Origin of the sequence: Muribaculum intestinale, assembly GCF_002201515.1 — a bacterium.
Classification (GTDB): Bacteria; Bacteroidota; Bacteroidia; order Bacteroidales; family Muribaculaceae; genus Muribaculum; species Muribaculum intestinale.
On the sequence record NZ_CP021421.1, the window covers coordinates 2,953,019 to 2,972,273 of the forward strand.

18 protein-coding genes and 1 pseudogene are annotated in these 19,255 nt (G+C 48.3%); 14 read left to right on the top strand and 5 right to left on the bottom strand.

Translation table 11 applies throughout. The annotated features are described in order from the left end of the window. Window positions 1-2 precede the first annotated feature (2 nt). The 9 genes and pseudogenes from istA (ADH68_RS12200) to ADH68_RS12240 all read left to right on the top strand — a co-directional run bounded on the left by istA (ADH68_RS12200) (window position 3) and on the right by ADH68_RS12240 (window position 9,659). On the top strand, window positions 3-1,604 hold the full coding sequence (istA, locus tag ADH68_RS12200; RefSeq protein ID WP_235606680.1) for an IS21 family transposase: 1,602 nt from the start codon (window positions 3-5) through the stop codon (window positions 1,602-1,604). A gap of 37 nt (window positions 1,605-1,641) precedes the next feature. Then, window positions 1,642-2,424, top strand: a complete 783-nt coding sequence (gene istB, locus ADH68_RS12205) for an IS21-like element helper ATPase IstB (protein ID WP_068961956.1) — start codon at window positions 1,642-1,644, stop codon at window positions 2,422-2,424. A 203-nt stretch (window positions 2,425-2,627) separates the two neighbouring features. Continuing rightward, window positions 2,628-3,290: an AAA family ATPase gene (locus ADH68_RS12210; protein ID WP_084274000.1), complete on the top strand. Its 663-nt coding sequence runs from the start codon at window positions 2,628-2,630 to the stop codon at window positions 3,288-3,290. Window positions 3,291-3,402: 112 nt separating this feature from the next. Next, the gene (locus ADH68_RS12215) at window positions 3,403-4,716 is read left to right on the top strand and encodes an ATP-binding protein (RefSeq protein ID WP_068960590.1); all 1,314 of its coding nucleotides are present in this window, start codon (window positions 3,403-3,405) and stop codon (window positions 4,714-4,716) included. A gap of 207 nt (window positions 4,717-4,923) precedes the next feature. Next, window positions 4,924-5,556 (top strand): HD domain-containing protein, encoded by a 633-nt coding sequence (locus ADH68_RS12220; RefSeq protein ID WP_068962031.1) that lies wholly within the window; start codon window positions 4,924-4,926, stop codon window positions 5,554-5,556. 740 nt (window positions 5,557-6,296) lie between these two features. Continuing rightward, the gene (locus ADH68_RS12225) at window positions 6,297-7,196 is read left to right on the top strand and encodes a helix-turn-helix domain-containing protein (protein WP_068960589.1); all 900 of its coding nucleotides are present in this window, start codon (window positions 6,297-6,299) and stop codon (window positions 7,194-7,196) included. A gap of 112 nt (window positions 7,197-7,308) precedes the next feature. Next, window positions 7,309-7,851: pseudogene (locus tag ADH68_RS12230) on the top strand (phage integrase SAM-like domain and Arm DNA-binding domain-containing protein); the annotation flags it as partial. A gap of 110 nt (window positions 7,852-7,961) precedes the next feature. After that, entirely contained in the window at window positions 7,962-9,062 is a 1,101-nt protein-coding gene (locus tag ADH68_RS12235) for an ISAs1 family transposase (protein ID WP_068960103.1), read from the top strand. Between the two features lie 108 nt (window positions 9,063-9,170). Beyond that, the gene (locus ADH68_RS12240) at window positions 9,171-9,659 is read left to right on the top strand and encodes a site-specific integrase (protein WP_068960587.1); all 489 of its coding nucleotides are present in this window, start codon (window positions 9,171-9,173) and stop codon (window positions 9,657-9,659) included. Window positions 9,660-9,714: 55 nt separating this feature from the next. Here the strand turns inward: ADH68_RS12240 and ADH68_RS12245 are convergent, their stop codons facing one another. Together ADH68_RS12245 and ADH68_RS12250 are read right to left on the bottom strand one after the other, a co-directional pair. After that, on the bottom strand, window positions 9,715-10,002 hold the full coding sequence (locus tag ADH68_RS12245; protein ID WP_068960586.1) for a type II toxin-antitoxin system YafQ family toxin: 288 nt from the start codon (window positions 10,000-10,002) through the stop codon (window positions 9,715-9,717). Then, complete coding sequence (locus tag ADH68_RS12250; RefSeq protein WP_068960585.1) at window positions 9,999-10,256, bottom strand: ribbon-helix-helix protein, CopG family; 258 nt, start codon at window positions 10,254-10,256, stop codon at window positions 9,999-10,001. The genes ADH68_RS12245 and ADH68_RS12250 overlap by 4 nt, the downstream gene beginning before the upstream one ends. A 188-nt stretch (window positions 10,257-10,444) precedes the next feature. Between ADH68_RS12250 and ADH68_RS12255 the strand changes: the two genes are divergently transcribed. The 5 genes from ADH68_RS12255 to ADH68_RS12270 all read left to right on the top strand — a co-directional run bounded on the left by ADH68_RS12255 (window position 10,445) and on the right by ADH68_RS12270 (window position 16,209). Beyond that, window positions 10,445-11,353, top strand: coding sequence for a hypothetical protein (locus ADH68_RS12255; protein WP_068960584.1), 909 nt, complete (start codon window positions 10,445-10,447; stop codon window positions 11,351-11,353). Between the two features lie 272 nt (window positions 11,354-11,625). After that, window positions 11,626-13,227: an IS21 family transposase gene (gene istA, locus ADH68_RS12260; RefSeq protein ID WP_068959738.1), complete on the top strand. Its 1,602-nt coding sequence runs from the start codon at window positions 11,626-11,628 to the stop codon at window positions 13,225-13,227. 37 nt (window positions 13,228-13,264) lie between these two features. Next, window positions 13,265-14,047 carry an IS21-like element helper ATPase IstB gene (istB, locus tag ADH68_RS12265; RefSeq protein ID WP_068961956.1) on the top strand — a complete coding sequence of 261 codons (783 nt, stop codon included), beginning with the start codon at window positions 13,265-13,267 and terminating at the stop codon, window positions 14,045-14,047. A 182-nt stretch (window positions 14,048-14,229) separates the two neighbouring features. After that, entirely contained in the window at window positions 14,230-14,424 is a 195-nt protein-coding gene (locus ADH68_RS13985) for a hypothetical protein (protein ID WP_133165747.1), read from the top strand. Window positions 14,425-15,093: 669 nt separating this feature from the next. Continuing rightward, window positions 15,094-16,209: a Fic family protein gene (locus ADH68_RS12270; protein ID WP_068960583.1), complete on the top strand. Its 1,116-nt coding sequence runs from the start codon at window positions 15,094-15,096 to the stop codon at window positions 16,207-16,209. Here ADH68_RS12270 and ADH68_RS12275 read toward each other — a convergent pair whose 3' ends face one another. From ADH68_RS12275 to ADH68_RS12285, 3 genes are read right to left on the bottom strand one after another with little or no spacing between them, the layout of a single operon-like run. Further along, window positions 16,210-17,211 carry a virulence RhuM family protein gene (locus ADH68_RS12275; protein WP_068960582.1) on the bottom strand — a complete coding sequence of 334 codons (1,002 nt, stop codon included), beginning with the start codon at window positions 17,209-17,211 and terminating at the stop codon, window positions 16,210-16,212. A gap of 7 nt (window positions 17,212-17,218) precedes the next feature. Continuing rightward, window positions 17,219-18,256: an alcohol dehydrogenase gene (locus tag ADH68_RS12280; protein ID WP_068960581.1), complete on the bottom strand. Its 1,038-nt coding sequence runs from the start codon at window positions 18,254-18,256 to the stop codon at window positions 17,219-17,221. Between the two features lie 43 nt (window positions 18,257-18,299). Beyond that, a complete protein-coding gene (locus ADH68_RS12285) occupies window positions 18,300-19,133 on the bottom strand; it encodes an argonaute/piwi family protein (RefSeq protein WP_084273998.1) in 834 nt (277 codons plus the stop codon). Between the last annotated feature and the right edge of the window lie 122 nt (window positions 19,134-19,255).

The following is a 19,255-nucleotide window of genomic DNA, read 5'->3' on the forward strand; positions in this document are numbered from 1 at the left end:
AAATGCTACACATGGAGGAAAAAACATCCATTATTCTGTCTCATCGCCGCGAGGGGATGAGCATCCGCGAGATAGCGCGCCGCAACGGCATGAGCCGCAAGACCGTGCGCAAGTATCTGCGCGAGTTCGAGAGAGAGGCCGGCCCGTCACCGACAGAGCGGGAGGTTGACGATTATCTGCTGACCAGGCCGAAGTATGACAGCAGCGGACGCGTCAGGCGTGTTGTGACCGATGATGTCCGCCGTCGCATCGATGGTTTTATCGCCCGCAACCGGGAGAACGTCGCTGCCGGATTGCACAAGCAGCAGATGCGCAAGCTCGATATGTGGCGACGTCTTCAGGACGATGGCGTGCGTATCGCCTATTCCACAGTATGTCAGTATGTCCGTGCGCTGGAGGCAGCGCCGAAGTCGCAAGAAAAGCCTGCAAAGGCATATATCCGTCAGGACTATGAGCCTGGATTCCGTTGCGAGTTCGACTGGGGCGTGCTTACCCTGTGGATCGGTGGAGTCAGGACTCGCCTTCACATGGCGGTATTCACCCTCGACCACAGCAATATGCGCAAGGCATATCTGTTTTCGCGCGAAGATACCCTGGCTCTTATGGAAGCCCACCGCAACTGCTTCCGGGAGTTGGGGGGCACCCCGCGCGTGATGGCCTATGACAACATGCGTACCGCCGTAAAGAAGTTCCTCGGGCGCGACCGCGAGCACGCGGATGCGCTGCTGCGCATGGAGGTACACTGCTGTTTCACACGCCATTTCTGCAACCCTCGCTCGGGATGGGAAATAGGCAAGGTGGAACGTTCGGTGGAATATATCCGGCGTCGTGCATTCTCGTTCGAGGTCCGGTTTGACTCCCTGGATGCCGCGCAGACGCATCTGGCGGCAGTCTGCGACAGGCTCAACACAGAGGCGTCCAACATGTCGGCGGAAGAAAAACGCCTGCGCATACAGGCCGATCTGGCGGCGCTACGTCCGTTGGACCACGGTGACATCGGCTGCTTCGAGCAGCGGCTGTACCGCGTCGGAAAGTATTCAACGATAACCGTTGACGGAGTGCACTACTCTGTGCCCGACCGTCTGGTGGGCTCGCAGGTGGCGGTAAAGCTGTATTCCGAGCGCATCGTGGTGCTTTACGGACGCGACAAGGTGGCCAATCATGCCCGAAGCCGACGCTCCGGCGACTGGGTCATCGACCTGATGCATTATCTGGGTACATTCCTGCGCAAACCGGCCGCTCTGGGGCGGTCTGTGGCTCTGCAACAGGTACATCCGTCGGTGGCGGCGCTTTACCGCGAACACTTCCGCGAGTCTCCGCGAAGCTTCATAGAACTGCTTGTGTTCACCCGCGACAACAATCTGGCATACACTGACATCGTCCGTGCCGCCACAAGTCTTTCGTCCCGCGGGCTCCAGCGCCTCTCATCTGAACAGATACAGGCTCAGATGATCTCGGCGGAAGGACATATGCAGTCAACCGCCGATATCGCGGCAACGAACGTTCCCGACCCGCAACAGGCTGAAATAGAAAGTTCGGCAAGCCATACCCTTGACATGCTTTCATCATTTATGGAATATACCCGCGCATCGCAGGCAGACTGAATACCCCCCCAAAAAACAACCAATACACTGAATGACAATGACAGACATACATGAAACAGACCGTGACGGACTTCGGGAGCTCATTCGCTCATGCGCTTTCGACCTTAAACTCCCGCTTGTGCGGCGCGACATCGACCTGCTTATACAGCAGAGCGCCGACGAACAATGGAACCTATGGCGGTTTACAGCCGAACTGCTCCGGCGCGAAAAAGAGAACCGCTCTGAAAACCAGCGCCGTCACCGCATCAAAAACGCAGGGTTCCCGCAACTTCGCTATCTTAACGAAATCGACACCGACGCTCTGCCCGCCGATGCCCGGAAAGCGCTCCCGACACTCGAGACACTCGACTTCATCAAAAACGGACGCAACCTCATTCTATACGGCAATCCCGGAACAGGCAAGACTCATCTGGCGACAGCTCTCGGTATCGCCGCATGTAATGCCGGACACTCGGTGCTGTTCACATCCGTGCCAAGACTGCTCACGCAGATACGCGAGTGCCGCAACGCTTTGACACTCCGGTCGCTGGAAAACAAGTTCGAGAGATACGACATGGTCATCTGTGATGAGTTCGGATACGTCTCCTGCGACAAGGCCGGCGCAGAGATGCTCTTTAACCATCTCTCCCTCCGCACCGACAAGAAGACGACCGTCGTCACAACCAATCTCGCCTTCAACCGCTGGAACGAGATTATTGACGACAAAGTACTGGTCACCGCAATGGTAGACCGCCTGACCCACAAGGCTATACTGCTTAACATGACAGGCAAATCATACCGCATGAAAGAAACTCAGGAAATGATGACTCAACAAATATAATTATCTTTGCATCCCCATCCCGGGTGGTCCCCTTTTCAAATGCTATCCGGGTCCCTTTTCAAATGTTAGATACATAAAAACGCTTTCACGGTGATTGTTCCTATCCGGTTGCCCAATATCGAATCGGCCTTTTGCAACTGCGGTTACAGTAACGACTGTTGCAATAATTCGCAACTGAGATATGAATCACGAAAAGACAAATAATGATTCTTAGAGCCCCATTTGAAAACATATACTCTTTCAAGGAAGAGACTTCAATCAGTTTCGTTGCCGGAAAGGGAGCGGTTCACCCTGCTCATGTCAGCAGGGCGCCGAAACGTGACGATATATCAGCGTTGAAAATCATTAGCAGCTCAACTCCGGGACGTACGGCTTTGGTGGCGGCTCCTGAAAGTAACGAGTGCTTCTTCTTTGATTTCAAAGAGGACGGCACATACACCATATACAAGCAGAAGGCGGTACACCGCAATGATGCGGATGACGAGGTCGTTTTTGAAATGAACGAGGAATCCGACGGTTCAATCAGGCTTCTTGATTTCATCCCCATGCTTATCGACTTGGGGCAGAATGAAGTGGACTATATGATTGACGAGCTTGACCGCAGTATGCACCCCCTGTTGTCGCAAAAACTTATAGAGTGCTATCTCCACGAACTTTCATCGGAAAGAGATACTCAGCTTATAATATCCACACATGAATGTAATCTTCTCAATCTTGACATGATTCGCTCCGATGAGGTCTGGTTTGTAGAGAAAGACAAGGACGGAGCATCCCGCCTTGTGTCTCTTGCAGAGCATAAGCCCCGTGAAAATGTGCAGAAAGGATATTTGCAGGGACGATATAGTGCATTTGCAGGGACGATATAGTGCAATACCGTTTTTCGCCCCGATCGAAACCCTAAATAAGAAATCTGTTGCTCAATCAAAATAAACTCACTATCTTTGCAACAGCGGTTACTGTAACGGCCGTTACTATAATATGAAATTCTACGACAGAGAGATAGAGACTGAGACATTGAGGCGTATAGAGACGACATCCAGGGAATACGCCCAGATGACCGTCATAACCGGACGAAGACGTATCGGAAAGACAACGCTTATAAAACACGCCTACGAAGGCAAAGAGATGATATATTTCTTTGTGGCGCGTAAGAGCGAGGCTTTATTGTGTCAGGAACTCTCCGACACGATGCGTGATGTGCTTGGCGAGGATTTGGGCGACTTTTCAAGTATGGCCCGATTGTTCGCGTCTATCATGCAGATTGCCAAGCGTCGGCATTTCACACTCGTTTTTGACGAGTTTCAGAATTTCAAATATGTCAACGAGTCATTTTTCAGTGAGATGCAGAATGTGTGGGACAGCAACAAGAATGAGGCACGTATAAATCTGGTAGTATGTGGCTCATTGTATTCAATGATGACAAAGATATTCGATGATAAAAAGGAACCTCTTTACGGCAGGGCAACCTCACGCATCCGTCTTCGTGAATTTCCACTTTCAACACTTCGTGAGATAATGCGGGACAATAATCCCGATTACACCCCCGATGACCTGCTTGCAATGTATATGATTACGGGAGGAGTTGCAAAATATGTGGAACAGCTCCATATGCAGAAGGCATTCACAAAAGAGAAGATAATAGAATCCGTACTGTCATTCGGCTCCTACTTCATTGACGAGGGAAAGGAGCTGCTCTCCGATGAGTTCGGCAAAGACTATGGTAATTACTTTTCCATTCTGTCTGCAATCGCCGGAGGCTTCAATGAACGCGGAGAAATCAAATCCTATACCGGCGTGGAAGCGGGAGGCTATCTCGACAAGCTGGAGAATATCTATGATCTTGTGTATCGTTACCGACCTTATCTCGCAAGTGAGAACAGTCGCAATGTAAAATACGGTATCAAGGACAACTTCCTCAATTTCTGGTTCAGATTCATATATAAATACCGGAGTGCAGTGGAGATTGGAAATCTTGCCTATGTAAAGGGAAAGGTGCTTGCCGACTATTCTACCTTCTCGGGGTGGATTCTTGAACGCTGGTTCAGGCAGACGTACCGTGAGACAGGTCTCTATAACATTGTGACAAACTATTGGGAGAAAGACGGCAACAATGAGATTGACCTTATCGCTGTCAACGAGGCTGACTGTGAGATTGTAATCGGTGAAGTCAAGCGTAATCCACGACGTATCGACCTGCATGGTCTGGAACATAAAGCCCAGAATATCATAACAAAGCGCAAAGGCTGGCGCATCGAATATGCTGCCCTGTCTCTTGAAGACATGGGACACTGATAGCAGCAGTATCTAAATCTCAAAACCAAAACAACAGAGCACATGGGACATTATTGCTGGAAGTGCGGTCAATATCTCGCCAATGAGAAATTTTCGGGCAAAGGTCACGCTCGACATATCTGCAAGATGTGTATGGCGGAGGAACGTGCCCACCGCCGTCAGATACTGAAAGAAAAGCGGGAGCGTGGCGAAATACCGGAATTGAAATTGAAACCGGTGTCTCAGGAGGTCATAGACTATGTTGAGAATGAGATAATCCCCCGCTATGCCGCCTTTGACAAGGCGCATCAGGAGAGCCATGTCCGTATGGTCATTGAGCAGAGTATAAAACTCGCCGAACATACACCGGCTATGAATTCCGATATGGTCTATATCATAGCGGCGTTTCATGACCACGGTCTTATCAATGGCAGGGAAAATCATCACAAGGACTCCTGCACGATACTCGAAGCGGACGAGTTTGTGAAGTCGCACTTCACCCGCAAGCAGATTGTGACTATGGGTCGTGCCGTTGAAGACCACCGTGCATCGAATCAGAAGAAGCCTCGCAACGGTTACGGAATGATTGTAGCGGAGGCCGACCGCTTCATCGAGGCAGACACGATAATCCGAAGAACTATTCAATATGGTCTTGCAAATTATCCCAAACTCGACAAAGCCGGACACTATCAACGGACAATCGAGCACCTCAACGAGAAGTACGGTCCGAAGGGTTATCTGAAAATATGGATACCGTGGAGCGACAACGCCAGGAACCTGAAGAAACTTCATGTGCTACTCGCCGACAAGAAGAAACTTGAAGATATTTTCAACCGAATTTTCGATGAAGAAAAAGAGTAAAGACAGGCCTCCCCGGAGGTCTGTTTTCATACCCGGTTTCACTATCCGATACACTTGCCTGACCCGGTCGAATCATTCAGTCTCCGACATCCTCAGCCGCATCTTCTTCACTTTCTTATGTAGAAAGTAACAGTTGCACTCGGATAGTAGCTAAATACCTAATATTCAATGCCATTATTGCAGATTTAGCATTTCGTTCAAGACTTCTGTCAGGCTTACTTTTCGCGGTACAAATTCGGTGGCTGAAAAATTTACAGTTACTTGAAAGTATTTTCTCGTATTTTAACACTCTATGTCGTGGAAAATCATTAACTTCGCACTTGTGCAAAATGTACGATAGAGAGGTCTGTTTCCTTAGATGAAGTCAGCTGGGAAACCCCAAATCATCAAAAATCAGAAGTGAGACCGACCCTTGTATAATAAAAGCTAAAGTAGCACGCTATCAATACTATAAGAATAGTGCATCGGAAAGTAGCCTATTGGTGACAACTGGTGCCATTTGGTGTAAAATATTGAAAAGTCGCTCGTTATCGAGCGGCTTTTTTCGTCTTCATACTGCAATATAACCGCTTTTCACCCCTTTTTACCTGTGTTTTTGTACCCGATTTGTAGCAAGTCGGTCAATCCCGTCACATCGTGTCGCAAGGTCGTGGACTTTTAAGACACCATGAGACGCAGTGAGACGCGATAAGACACTTTCGGCGAAATAACTGGCGAAATAACCACCAATAAAAGCGAATATGAGCAGTAATATTGAAATCATCAAAAAATGTAAGTGGTGTGGCAAAGAATTTGTCGCACGAAAGACTACCACGGAATACTGTAGCCACAGATGTTCCGGGCTCGCCTATAAGGAGAGAAAACGGCAAGCGAAACTCAGCGAGTTCAAGGCGGAATACTCAACCCAGATTGAAGGTAAGATAGAAATTGAGAAACTTGAGTTCCTTTCCCCCACTCAGGTATGCCGATTGCTTGGAGTCAGCCGGGCTACTGCATACCGATACTTTGCCGACAACGCTATCGCAACCGTGCAGTTCAAAGGAAAAACGCTGGTACGACGGCAGGACATTGACCAACTGTTCGAGAAAGGTCATAAGTATCTCAAACGAGAAAAGCCGGTACGGGAGCCCATCACTGAGTTCTACACATCGAAGGAGGTGCAGGAAAAATTCGGAGTGTCAAACTCCGGGATGTATAAGATTGCGGAATGTGAGGGCTGGCCGAAGACTCAGAGCCGAGGAAAGACTCTTTGGAGCCGAAGCCATGTTGACCGCTACTTTGCCAATCAGCAGCCGAAGGAGGAAATCAACGAGTGGTACACCGCGGCTGATATTCAAGCCGCCTATGGAATGACGCTATCGGCAATCTATACTCTCGTATCAAAGGAGGGAATCCCGAAAAAAAAGCATGGCAACTATGTGATGTATTCAAAGTATCACTTCGATTTGGCGAAGGGTACGACCGCGCCAAAGGAGCCGGAATATTACACCTATCCAGAGGCAATGGAGAAGTATGGGCTGACACGCGACCAACTCCACCACTATCTGAAATACCACAACATCACTCGTGTGAAGAAAGGAAAATACACTCTCATACTCTGCTCGGAACTTGATTCTCTCCTCGGTTCTCCGGAGATTTAATCTCCAGAGAGACTTTGGAGAAGCCTTGGGACTGCTGGAGAACTCATTGTTCTCTCATGCTTCTCCCGCTACTTTTGTATCTGATTTTCAAACCCTCAAACCCCATAAAGCAATGATAAACACCTGCACCAAAGTGTTCCTCCGTCGTCGCCCGTATGCCGGAGGTAAGGTATCGCTCTATCTCGATTATTATCCCGCGATACGCAATCCCCACACAAACAAAATGACCCGCCGCGAAACTCTCGGCATAGTCATCTTTGCCGAACCAGCCAACGAGATACAACGCCGTTTCAATCAGGAAATGGAGGAGAAAGCCGAGGCCATCCGTTGCATCCGTTATCAGAGCCTCGTAAACGAACAGTTCGGATTCCTTGACAAGACTAAACAGAAGATGGACTTTCTTGCCTACTTCGAGAAGAAGGCGAAAAGCAAATATGACAAATGGATGAGCGTCTATCTCCATTTCAAAAAATTCTGCGGTGGCCGATGCACATTCGGCGATATTACTACGGAACTGTGCGAAGAATTCCGGGAGTATCTTCTTTATGCACATAGTCTGCGCCACCCTGGCAAAAAGATACCGTTATCCAACAACTCTGCTTCAGGCTATTGGTCAACATTCCGCTGTCTGCTGAAAATGGCATATAAGGAAAAATCAGGGCTGGCGCATGAGATTTAACTCAAATTCAGTCAAAAATTCACCTGATTATGTGAAATAAACTTTCAGATATTGCATATATTGCTGAAAATGGATATATTAGAGGTATGCAAATAGAAATTTTCAGCAAAGTAAAAGACCCGCGCGACTTGGGCAAGGTTAAACATGAGCTCGAGGATGTGCTCCGAATGGCACTCATCGGCGTGTTGTGTGATTGTGAGGACTGTGACGACATATCGGATATGGTTACAGACCGAGAGGAAGAATTCAAGGCCGCCGGATTGCTGAAGCTTAGCAACGGCGTCCCGTGTGGTGACACGATACTTCGTGTTGTAGAGTCTGTCAATCCCGCTCAGCTCCGGGCAAGTCTTGATTGCTGCCGAGGCCACATAATCGAATCCCTGTGCGGCAATCAGGTCATCATTGACGGTAAGAAACTGCGGGGTGAAAATCCCAGGAGTCCCGGATGCCACGGACTGTATATCCTCAATGCGTGGGTATCTGAAACAGAAATCTGCGTTGCCGAAAAGCCGGTGGATGGCAAGACCAACGAACTTACGGTTCTGCCGTCCGTATTGTCCTCTTTATGGCTTACAGGGGCATTGGTTTCAGTCGACGCAATGGGGACCCACCGTAATATCGCAGAACAGATCATGCTCCAGGGCGGCGACTATCTGATGGCGCTTAAAGACAATCAGCCGATACTCAAGAGCTTGACGGAAAGTATCTTTAGTAGGACTACTCCATTATCGGTATACACAACCGAGGAAAAGGGGCACGGAAGAGTTGAGAAGAGAACCTGTTCAATTATGGATACGACACTTTTGGAACAGGAGGGAATGTACGAGAAGTGGCCCGGTCTTAAACGTATCATAAAGATGGAGCGTGAGCGTACTGAGAACGGTGCCCGCTCGCGTGAAACAATCTACTATCTCAGCAGCGTGGAGAAAGATGAGGCTTCTTACTATGCGATGCGTATTCGTGCGCACTGGGGTATCGAGAACAAACTGCACTGGCATCTCGACGTGACGTTTCGGGAAGATATGTGCCGCGTACGCGCCAAGAATGGCGCTGTCAATTTTTCAGCGATGCGCAAGTATGCATTGGAAATGCTTAAAAAGCAGAACGATAAACTCAGCCTTAAACGAAGACGCAAAAAATGTATGTGGAGCACTGAATATCTGTACAAAGTCTTTAAGGATAGTTAAATCTCATGCGCCAGCCCTGAGGAAAAATATATCACCGAGAACGTCAACGACTTTCTTGAAGGCATCAAATGGCAGGAGGTAAAGAAGGAGTATCTGACGCTCGACGAGATGAAAATCCTTGATGCTACCGAGTGTGAGGTGCCTATCCTCAAACAAGCATCTATGTTCGGTCTGTTTACCGGATTACGTCTTAGCGACCTGTTGAAGCTCCGATGGGATAATATTGAGCGAAGCCCGGACGGTGGCCACTGCATACGCCTATGCACTGAAAAGACAGAGACAGAAGCGACATTACCAGTAAGTGAAGAGGCTCTGAAATATTGCGGTGAGCGTGGTGAAGGACTTATCTTCAAAGGTTTCAAGCGTTCAATGGCGCAACAGCCTTTCAAGAAATGGGTCAAAGCAACCGGAATCGAGAAAAAACTGTCGTTCCATTGTCTGCGCCACTCGTTTGCCACAATCCTTATCTCATTGGGCATCGACGTATACGTGGTATCAAAGATGTTAACCCATCGTAGCGTAAGAACTACTCAAATTTACGCCGATGTCGTAAGCGAGAAAAAACGCGAGGCATCCAACGCCATCACTCTGAAATAATAATAAGATAGACCGGGATGATTGCCTTGTCAGCATTGTCTCGGTCTATTATTTTCTATCTTTTAGCTCCTTTGCCAAATAATTCTGAATGAGAGCCAAGTCGCACCAAATCAATATCATTGGTAGTCTGATCAATCCAAATTAGCAGAAAATCTCCTTGAATGTGGCATTCCATGCAGCCCGCATAATCACTTGTCAGCATATGCGGTTTGTAAATCGCTGGAATTGGCAATTCATTTTCCAACAGTCGTAAAACTTCAAGTAATGCCTCTGCTTTCTTTGGGTTATTTCTAATCCTCTTTAAGTCCTTTTTATATTGAGTCGAAGGGTGTAGTTTCTTCATAATCCCATAGACTTAAACATAGCTTCTACTGAGGATGTATCAACCGGCGGCACGTCACGGAGTTTTCCGCTACGAGCCTCTTCAATGGCTGCTTTAGTAACTTCGTTGGGTTCATTATACGCTACATCAAGCAACACACACTCAACAAAATTATTAAGACTGCGATGCTCTCTTTTTGCCATCTCTTTGAGACGTTCTATCAGGTCAACGCTCAGACGGAACATTGTTGCCTTTTTCTGAATTGCTGCTTCCATAGTGCTATCATTTTGTTTGCAAAGATAAAACAAATATATAACACAAACAAATCCATCACGAAGAAAGTTGCTCACCCGATTGAAATTCATCTTGTGAAAGTTGATGAACAATCAAAAGTGTTACTGTGTTTTAACCTTGTTTGCATAACTCATCATTTTTTTAAGACTATACGAAAACAATTACGCGAATGAAAGACCTATTCAAAGGCCATCATCCATGGTTGCTTGTGCTGGTGATTGCTGTCGATATTTTCTCAGCACTGACCATCCGCCACTCTATTTTATCAAAAGGAGAATCAGAATTCAATGCTAACGTTTTCTTTTTTATTGTCATTGTCGCCGGACTTGCACTATATGCTTTGCTCGTCGAATTTCTTTCAGGCAAAGATATGCCGCTAATCGGCGAAACAGAAGAAAAGGAAGCTAAGATTGTACAGCAGATTCCTGTATCGCAACCGGTTATTGACATCAATTCATCCACTCCACAGGCCAAAGAAAAGCCCTTATCTCGTGGTGATTTTGAGGATATGATGCTTAATGTTGTAACTAAATTGCGGCAAGAAACGGCAATCCCACCGGAAGCATCATTAAAGAAACATGATGAGACCGGAGTCGTATCCTTCAACATAAATGACATGAAGGAATCAGCCGCATCTCTGGTACAGTCGCAGGAAGACGCCAAATATCGGTTTGCCTGCGAATACACCGCCGAGAAACTAGGTCCATATGTCAAACCTTGTGATTTGGAAAAGCTGTTTTTCCGTTTGGGATTGTTTCAAAGAGCATCGTCTCCAAACTGGGATTCACGTACTCCGGAGGAAATCGAGGCTAATATACCGGCTGCAAGAATCGAGGTCGCATCACCGATAGAGAAGTGGTCATTATTGCATTTTGGCTGGAACATGGGAAGACTATTTGGCAAACCTAATAATTTTATTAACCATTTTCTAAAGACCACGTTCCATTACCACCTTGATGGTCTTTCAGATAATCAACTACCAAAGAAGCTCAAGCAAAATCCTCTTCAAGGCGTAATCAAAATTGAGGAACGTTTTGACAAAGGTCTAACAATAGCGGATTATAATATCTGCATCTAACATTTGAAAAGGGACCCAGGTAGAGCAATTGAAAAGGGACCCACCCCATGGGTAAGTTCAACCGGATATCGTTGATTAGAAAGAACGACATCAACGATTCCACAAAATGCTACACATGGAGGAAAAAACATCCATTATTCTGTCTCATCGCCGCGAGTGCATCTAACATTTGAAAAGGGACCCAGGTAGAGCAATTGAAAAGGGACCCACCCCATGGGTAAGTTCAACCGGATATCGTTGATTAGAAAGAACGACATCAACGATTCCACAAAATGCTACACATGGAGGAAAAAACATCCATTATTCTGTCTCATCGCCGCGAGGGGATGAGCATCCGCGAGATAGCGCGCCGCAACGGCATGAGCCGCAAGACCGTGCGCAAGTATCTGCGCGAGTTCGAGAGAGAGGCCGGCCCGTCACCGACAGAGCGGGAGGTTGACGATTATCTGCTGACCAGGCCGAAGTATGACAGCAGCGGACGCGTCAGGCGTGTTGTGACCGATGATGTCCGCCGTCGCATCGATGGTTTTATCGCCCGCAACCGGGAGAACGTCGCTGCCGGATTGCACAAGCAGCAGATGCGCAAGCTCGATATGTGGCGACGTCTTCAGGACGATGGCGTGCGTATCGCCTATTCCACAGTATGTCAGTATGTCCGTGCGCTGGAGGCAGCGCCGAAGTCGCAAGAAAAGCCTGCAAAGGCATATATCCGTCAGGACTATGAGCCTGGATTCCGTTGCGAGTTCGACTGGGGCGTGCTTACCCTGTGGATCGGTGGAGTCAGGACTCGCCTTCACATGGCGGTATTCACCCTCGACCACAGCAATATGCGCAAGGCATATCTGTTTTCGCGCGAAGATACCCTGGCTCTTATGGAAGCCCACCGCAACTGCTTCCGGGAGTTGGGGGGCACCCCGCGCGTGATGGCCTATGACAACATGCGTACCGCCGTAAAGAAGTTCCTCGGGCGCGACCGCGAGCACACGGATGCGCTGCTGCGCATGGAGGTACACTACTGTTTCACACCCCATTTCTGCAACCCTCGCTCGGGATGGGAAAAAGGCAAGGTGGAACGTTCGGTGGAATATATCCGGCGTCGTGCATTCTCGTTCGAGGTCCGGTTTGACTCCCTGGATGCCGCGCAGACGCATCTGGCGGCAGTCTGCGACAGGCTCAACACAGAGGCGTCCAACATGTCGGCGGAAGAAAAACGCCTGCGCATACAGGCCGATCTGGCGGCGCTACGTCCGTTGGACCACGGTGACATCGGCTGCTTCGAGCAGCGGCTGTACCGCGTCGGAAAGTATTCAACGATAACCGTTGACGGAGTGCACTACTCTGTGCCCGACCGTCTGGTGGGCTCGCAGGTGGCGGTAAAGCTGTATTCCGAGCGCATCGTGGTGCTTTACGGACGCGACAAGGTGGCCAATCATGCCCGAAGCCGACGCTCCGGCGACTGGGTCATCGACCTGATGCATTATCTGGGTACATTCCTGCGCAAACCGGCCGCTCTGGGGCGGTCTGTGGCTCTGCAACAGGTACATCCGTCGGTGGCGGCGCTTTACCGCGAACACTTCCGCGAGTCTCCGCGAAGCTTCATAGAACTGCTTGTGTTCACCCGCGACAACAATCTGGCATACACTGACATCGTCCGTGCCGCCACAAGTCTTTCGTCCCGCGGGCTCCAGCGCCTCTCATCTGAACAGATACAGGCTCAGATGATCTCGGCGGAAGGACATATGCAGTCAACCGCCGATATCGCGGCAACGAACGTTCCCGACCCGCAACAGGCTGAAATAGAAAGTTCGGCAAGCCATACCCTTGACATGCTTTCATCATTTATGGAATATACCCGCGCATCGCAGGCAGACTGAATACCCCCCCAAAAAACAACCAATACACTGAATGACAATGACAGACATACATGAAACAGACCGTGACGGACTTCGGGAGCTCATTCGCTCATGCGCTTTCGACCTTAAACTCCCGCTTGTGCGGCGCGACATCGACCTGCTTATACAGCAGAGCGCCGACGAACAATGGAACCTATGGCGGTTTACAGCCGAACTGCTCCGGCGCGAAAAAGAGAACCGCTCTGAAAACCAGCGCCGTCACCGCATCAAAAACGCAGGGTTCCCGCAACTTCGCTATCTTAACGAAATCGACACCGACGCTCTGCCCGCCGATGCCCGGAAAGCGCTCCCGACACTCGAGACACTCGACTTCATCAAAAACGGACGCAACCTCATTCTATACGGCAATCCCGGAACAGGCAAGACTCATCTGGCGACAGCTCTCGGTATCGCCGCATGTAATGCCGGACACTCGGTGCTGTTCACATCCGTGCCAAGACTGCTCACGCAGATACGCGAGTGCCGCAACGCTTTGACACTCCGGTCGCTGGAAAACAAGTTCGAGAGATACGACATGGTCATCTGTGATGAGTTCGGATACGTCTCCTGCGACAAGGCCGGCGCAGAGATGCTCTTTAACCATCTCTCCCTCCGCACCGACAAGAAGACGACCGTCGTCACAACCAATCTCGCCTTCAACCGCTGGAACGAGATTATTGACGACAAAGTACTGGTCACCGCAATGGTAGACCGCCTGACCCACAAGGCTATACTGCTTAACATGACAGGCAAATCATACCGCATGAAAGAAACTCAGGAAATGATGACTCAACAAATATAATTATCTTTGCATCCCCATCCCGGGTGGTCCCCTTTTCAAATGCTATCCGGGTCCCTTTTCAAATGTTAGATACAGGAAGTGAGGCGGTATGCTTTCAACTTTCCATGATAAATGAGCTGATAGACCGCATTTCGTTTTACTCCCATAAGGTCAGCGGTCTATTGAACTGACAGATACGCCCTATGAATTACCGATTCTTCTCTTTGGCGGATGATTGTTTCGATCACCATCGCTTCAGTCTCTTGTTTTCGTTTGTGTCTCTGTCGGTCTTTGTAAGCGTGTTCCGCACATCGCTTGCAGCAGAAGCGGGTGGAGCATTTTTGAGCTTCAAACTCCTTTCCGCACCACTCACAGATTTTTTTGATTCTGATGGTTGAGGTTGCCATTTTTGAACATTTTTTGAGCCGCTCACGGAGCCGATTATGTATCCCTACGTATTTCTACGTATCCCATTGTATACATGTGTCCACAATAGGAAGGAGCGACTTGTTCCGACCGTGGACGAGCAACAAATGTGGTTCAAAAATGGAGTGAAAAACAGGTAGAAACGAGTTCTACCGATTAAACCGCCGACAGCCGGACACAAGAAAAGGCGCTCAAACTGAACGCCTTAATACTTATCTATACTTATAGTTGCCTGTCTTTAACTGCCGGTCACTTTCCGATGCACACTATATAATCAGCTAATGAACAGCGAGTTAACCTCTTAAAAGGTACAGATGGTGGATGTGCTAAGTCGCTTACTTTCAATGATTTATTGTGTAATTGAATTTTGAAAGTGCAATTCGCTTGCAATCAGCGTTTTCGGGCAATTTGTCTGTACCGCTATGTTCTTGTTTCCGAGAGACAAATCCGTAAGGATTCGCGAGTGGGCTTGAAGCGTATGTCGGCGAAGCCGGTGCGCGGTGGCGAAGCCATCAAGAACCACCGCAAAGTTATACAAAATCACAGAAACTACAAAATAATCATGGTAAAAATTTGAATTATTCTCCGTAAATTTAAGGGGAATATTTGGTGGTTTAGCTGCAAATGACTAACTTCGCGGTATGAGAAGAACCGTAAGACATGGTGCCTATATATGGCAACGGAAGGATTGGCCGGAGTTCCGCTGGGACTCCGATGCGTTGCTTGAACCGCTTAGCCGGCTCAGTCAGTTGCATGGACTCCTTAACGGCAGGATGTCGATGCTTGGATTCAATGAGAAGTGTCGGTCGCTGTTGTCGGCAATGACTGAGGAGTTGATAAGTTCTTCGGAAATCGAGGGCGTGTTGCTCAATCCGAATTCAGTGCGTAGCAGTATCGCCCGACGGCTCGGTATCGAGGATGACGGATTATTGGTTGAGGATCATTATGTCGAAGGATTGGTTGATGTGATGCTCGACGCCGTGCGTAATTGCAGGAAGCCATTGACAGATGAACGATTGTTCGATTGGCACGCTGCTTTGTTTCCGTTTGGGCGAAGCGGTATGCTCAGAATCACAGTTGCCGATTGGCGGAAGGGTGAGGAGCCGATGCAGGTAGTGTCCGGTGCTTTCGGGCATGAGAAAGTACATTATGAGGCTCCGCCATCGGATGCTGTTCCGGCTGAGATGGAGCGGTTGATTGAGTGGTGTAACACGGTCAATCAGTCTCCGTTCATTATGGCTGCTGTGGCGCACTTGTGGTTCGTTACCATCCATCCGTTTGATGACGGCAATGGTCGCATAAGCCGCACGCTTGCGGATATGCTACTTGCCCGGCTTGATGAAGATTCGGCGCGATATTACAGCATGTCGGCTGAAATAAACCGCAACAAGAAGGCATATTATGAGGTGCTTGAACGGACTCAGAAAGGAGACCTTGATATAACTGAATGGATGCTGTGGTTCTTCGGCTGTCTTGAAAATGCCATCGTTCGTGCATCTGGCATCATCGAGCGCACATTGCAGAAAGCGGCATATTGGGATGAGTTCCGCGATGTTAAAATAAATGAGCGTCAGCGCAAGGTAATCAACCGTCTGTGGGATGGCTTTGAGGGAAAACTGACATCCTCAAAATGGGCGAAGATTTGCGGTTGCTCGCAAGACACAGCGTTGCGCGACATCAACGACCTTATAGCCAAAGGTATGCTCCGCAATAGCGGTGAAGGAGGCCGCAGTGCCAACTACCTCCTGCCGGAATAATCACTTGCCTTTGAGTTTCTTCTGCTCGGCCTCGAATGCTTCGAGGAAATGTATCTCTACAGGCGAAAGTTGATACTGGGTGCGTTCGCGGAAGCGGTCGTATTCCGTGTCTGCTTTGAGTTTCGCGACCTCGGCTGAGACCGTTCCGGCATGGGTCAAGAGTTCTTTGCCTGAAAGCGTCAGGAAATCATCGAGTTTCTTGATCCAGTCCTTCATATACATCGGCACATGGCTCTTCGCTTGCAGTTCGGCAAAGTCGAGGTATAGGTTGACGATACGGTTGAGCATATCTACCTCCTCTTCCGTCAGATAGTTCTTGGCAATCTCCGCTTCATGCTTGGTAGGCATCGCACCGCGCCATGTCGTTAGTCCCATGAAATCCTTATCGGCATCGGCGCGTTGGAATATGACCTCAGCGGCGGTATGACCGTGAGCCGAGAAGTGCATCTTGTTCTGCACTGTCTTGAAGAACCGCTGTGTGGCCTCAGTACGAGGGTCATAGTCAATGCTGAGGGCATAAATTTCCAGTACCTTACGGTAGAACACCTTTTCAGAACTGCGAATGTCGCGGATTCTTGACAGCAGTTCATCGAAATAGTTGCCCTGTCCGGCATTTTTAAGTAGCTCGTCATTCAGTACAAATCCCTTAATCATGTACTCCTTCAACACCTGCGTAGCCCACTGTCGGAACTGCACGCCACGATGAGAATTGACCCTGTACCCGACACTGATAATCATGTCAAGATTGTAGTATGCAATGTTGCGCTCAACCTTTCGCTGCCCTTCATTCTGAACAGTTGCAAAAAATGCAACTGTTCGATTCTGCTTCAATTCACCGCTTTCAAAGACATTTTTGATATGTCTTGAAATAGTTGACTTATTGCGCTGAAACAACTCAGCCATTTGGTCCGCAGATAACCACACAGTCTCATTGGCAAGCCGAACCTCAATCTTCGCCTCGCCCCCTTGCGTCTGGTATAATATTATTTGACCGGTATCCATTATTGCTTCAATTAGAGGTTATCGCCACTTTTATAACGTTGTCGCGGCGGTTTTCAAATAGGTTGTAGGCCTCCTCAATCTGTGAGAAGGGGAAGGTATGGGTTATCAGTGGGGTAGTGTCAATCTTACCTTCCGAGATAAGTCGCAGAATTTCACCACAGTCGCAACCATCTACTCCACCGGTCTTGAACGTCAGATTCTTACCATACATATCCGGCAATGGCAACACCTGTGGCTGGTCATAAAGAGCCACAACAGTAACAATCGCATTAGGTCTCGCCGCTTGCCAAGCCAACTGGAAAGTATCTTCCGCACCGGCAACTTCAATCACACGATCAGCACCGCCATGCTCCGAAAGTTGCAAAGTTCCCGTCAAACAATCCTCTGGTGAAACGATAACCACATCAGGATAATGCCTCTTGACAAAATCCTGACGCGCCGCATCTTTCTCGCACACAATAATCCGCTTAGGATTATAAAGTCTAACGCACTGCAAAGTGCAGAGCCCGGTCGGACCCGCACCGATAATCAGCACCGTATCACCTTGGCCAATCTCCGAAATCTTAGCCGCCCAGTAGCCCGTAGCAAGAATGTCCCCGACAAACAGAGCCTGCTCATCGCTCACATTATCCGGAATCACGGTCAGACCATTGTCGGCAAACGGTACGCGGACAAACTCCGTCTGTCCGCCATCAATCCGGCAACCAAGAGCCCATCCGCCATTCGGGTCAGTGCAATTGTTCACCCACCCATGACGGCAGAAAAAACACTCACCGCAGAATGTCTCCACATTAACCGCCACACGGTCGCCCGGCCTCACCTTAGTGACGGCATCGCCGACACTCTCTACCACGCCGACCATCTCATGCCCGACAGTAATTCCCGGCACAGCTCTCGGCACGCTCCCATGCTTGATATGCAAATCAGAAGTGCAGATACTGCTCATAGTCACCTTCACCACAGCATCCGTGGCTGCGGAAATTACTGGCTTCGCCTTCTCCGTCACATCAAACCGACCTATCTCAATATATGTCAATGCTTTCATATAATCATATCAGTGAATCTAATAGCATAATCAATAAATTTTCCTAAATAAAGAATCTATAGTCAAATGTACTATTAGGATAGTGTGTTAAGAGGCGTCCTACTTGTGCTACGACATTTGACGTCGAAACTGTAGCAGGAATTTTACTATAGAAATTAAAGGTATTCCAATCCATTTTGGTAAAAGAAAGGACCTCCGATGCAATAGTTTCTATATCAGTAGATCCGTAGCATCTTTTTATTCGTAGAGGAGACGGAATTGCTCTTCCTCCTGCATAATACAATCTCCCTTGTTGCACGGACGGTACAGACCCATGAGTCCACAACAATATCTCTTGATTGGAAATCTGAATGCAGACACCCCGCTTAAGAGGATAGCCATCCGTATAGATTCCGTATGAATTGGCAATTTGAGACACTGCTTTAATATTAGCTTCTTCGGTAATTGAGATGAGGTCAATTTCTGTCACACCACCCATAGCCAAAGACTTCCTCAATCCATTTATTTCAGTTGGTTGAAAAGGCGTTCTCTTATGAATGACAACTCTTTTGGGAAAGCGTTCCATTGATTCATGAAACAAGTCAAGAATGGATAAACCAAATTTATAAGCCTCATTCTCAGATAAGTATGGATTCTTTCGGTCTATCCATAGGGGATTTTCCACTTGCCTTAATTTGTATTTTAAACCATGACCTTGGTTGTTATACAGATGACTACAACCGATAACAAGCTGCTCCCCTTTGGCTTTCCTTTGGTCAATACTAAATCCTATACCGGCATAGGTCGTATCATAATTTAGGTTGGTCAATGACCATGGGAGACGTTGAGCTTTCACGAATAAGGCAAGAGATAGCCACCACCTTTTTTCACAATCCATTGACTCTGAAAGAGTCTTTTCTTCTATAAATTGAGTCGTTATCCTTGATTGTGCCCCAAACGCTTTTACATAATTGTGCAAATTAAACGCTTCGTTAGATGTAATTTCCTCTTTTAATGATT

Coding starts and splice junctions, on each gene's coding strand:
- ADH68_RS12255 (WP_068960584.1), top strand. CDS start 10,445: ATGAAAGACCTATTCAAAGGCCATCATCCATGGTTGCTTGTGCTGGTG.
- ADH68_RS12245 (WP_068960586.1), bottom strand. CDS start 10,002: ATGAAGAAACTACACCCTTCGACTCAATATAAAAAGGACTTAAAGAGG.
- ADH68_RS12275 (WP_068960582.1), bottom strand. CDS start 17,211: ATGGATACCGGTCAAATAATATTATACCAGACGCAAGGGGGCGAGGCG.
- ADH68_RS12280 (WP_068960581.1), bottom strand. CDS start 18,256: ATGAAAGCATTGACATATATTGAGATAGGTCGGTTTGATGTGACGGAG.
- ADH68_RS12250 (WP_068960585.1), bottom strand. CDS start 10,256: ATGGAAGCAGCAATTCAGAAAAAGGCAACAATGTTCCGTCTGAGCGTT.
- ADH68_RS12240 (WP_068960587.1), top strand. CDS start 9,171: ATGAAAATCCTTGATGCTACCGAGTGTGAGGTGCCTATCCTCAAACAA.
- ADH68_RS12210 (WP_084274000.1), top strand. CDS start 2,628: ATGATTCTTAGAGCCCCATTTGAAAACATATACTCTTTCAAGGAAGAG.
- ADH68_RS12285 (WP_084273998.1), bottom strand. CDS start 19,133: ATGGATTGTGAAAAAAGGTGGTGGCTATCTCTTGCCTTATTCGTGAAA.
- istA (WP_235606680.1), top strand. CDS start 3: ATGCTACACATGGAGGAAAAAACATCCATTATTCTGTCTCATCGCCGC.
- istA (WP_068959738.1), top strand. CDS start 11,626: ATGCTACACATGGAGGAAAAAACATCCATTATTCTGTCTCATCGCCGC.
- ADH68_RS12270 (WP_068960583.1), top strand. CDS start 15,094: ATGAGAAGAACCGTAAGACATGGTGCCTATATATGGCAACGGAAGGAT.
- ADH68_RS13985 (WP_133165747.1), top strand. CDS start 14,230: ATGAATTACCGATTCTTCTCTTTGGCGGATGATTGTTTCGATCACCAT.
- ADH68_RS12235 (WP_068960103.1), top strand. CDS start 7,962: ATGCAAATAGAAATTTTCAGCAAAGTAAAAGACCCGCGCGACTTGGGC.
- istB (WP_068961956.1), top strand. CDS start 1,642: ATGACAGACATACATGAAACAGACCGTGACGGACTTCGGGAGCTCATT.
- ADH68_RS12215 (WP_068960590.1), top strand. CDS start 3,403: ATGAAATTCTACGACAGAGAGATAGAGACTGAGACATTGAGGCGTATA.
- ADH68_RS12225 (WP_068960589.1), top strand. CDS start 6,297: ATGAGCAGTAATATTGAAATCATCAAAAAATGTAAGTGGTGTGGCAAA.
- istB (WP_068961956.1), top strand. CDS start 13,265: ATGACAGACATACATGAAACAGACCGTGACGGACTTCGGGAGCTCATT.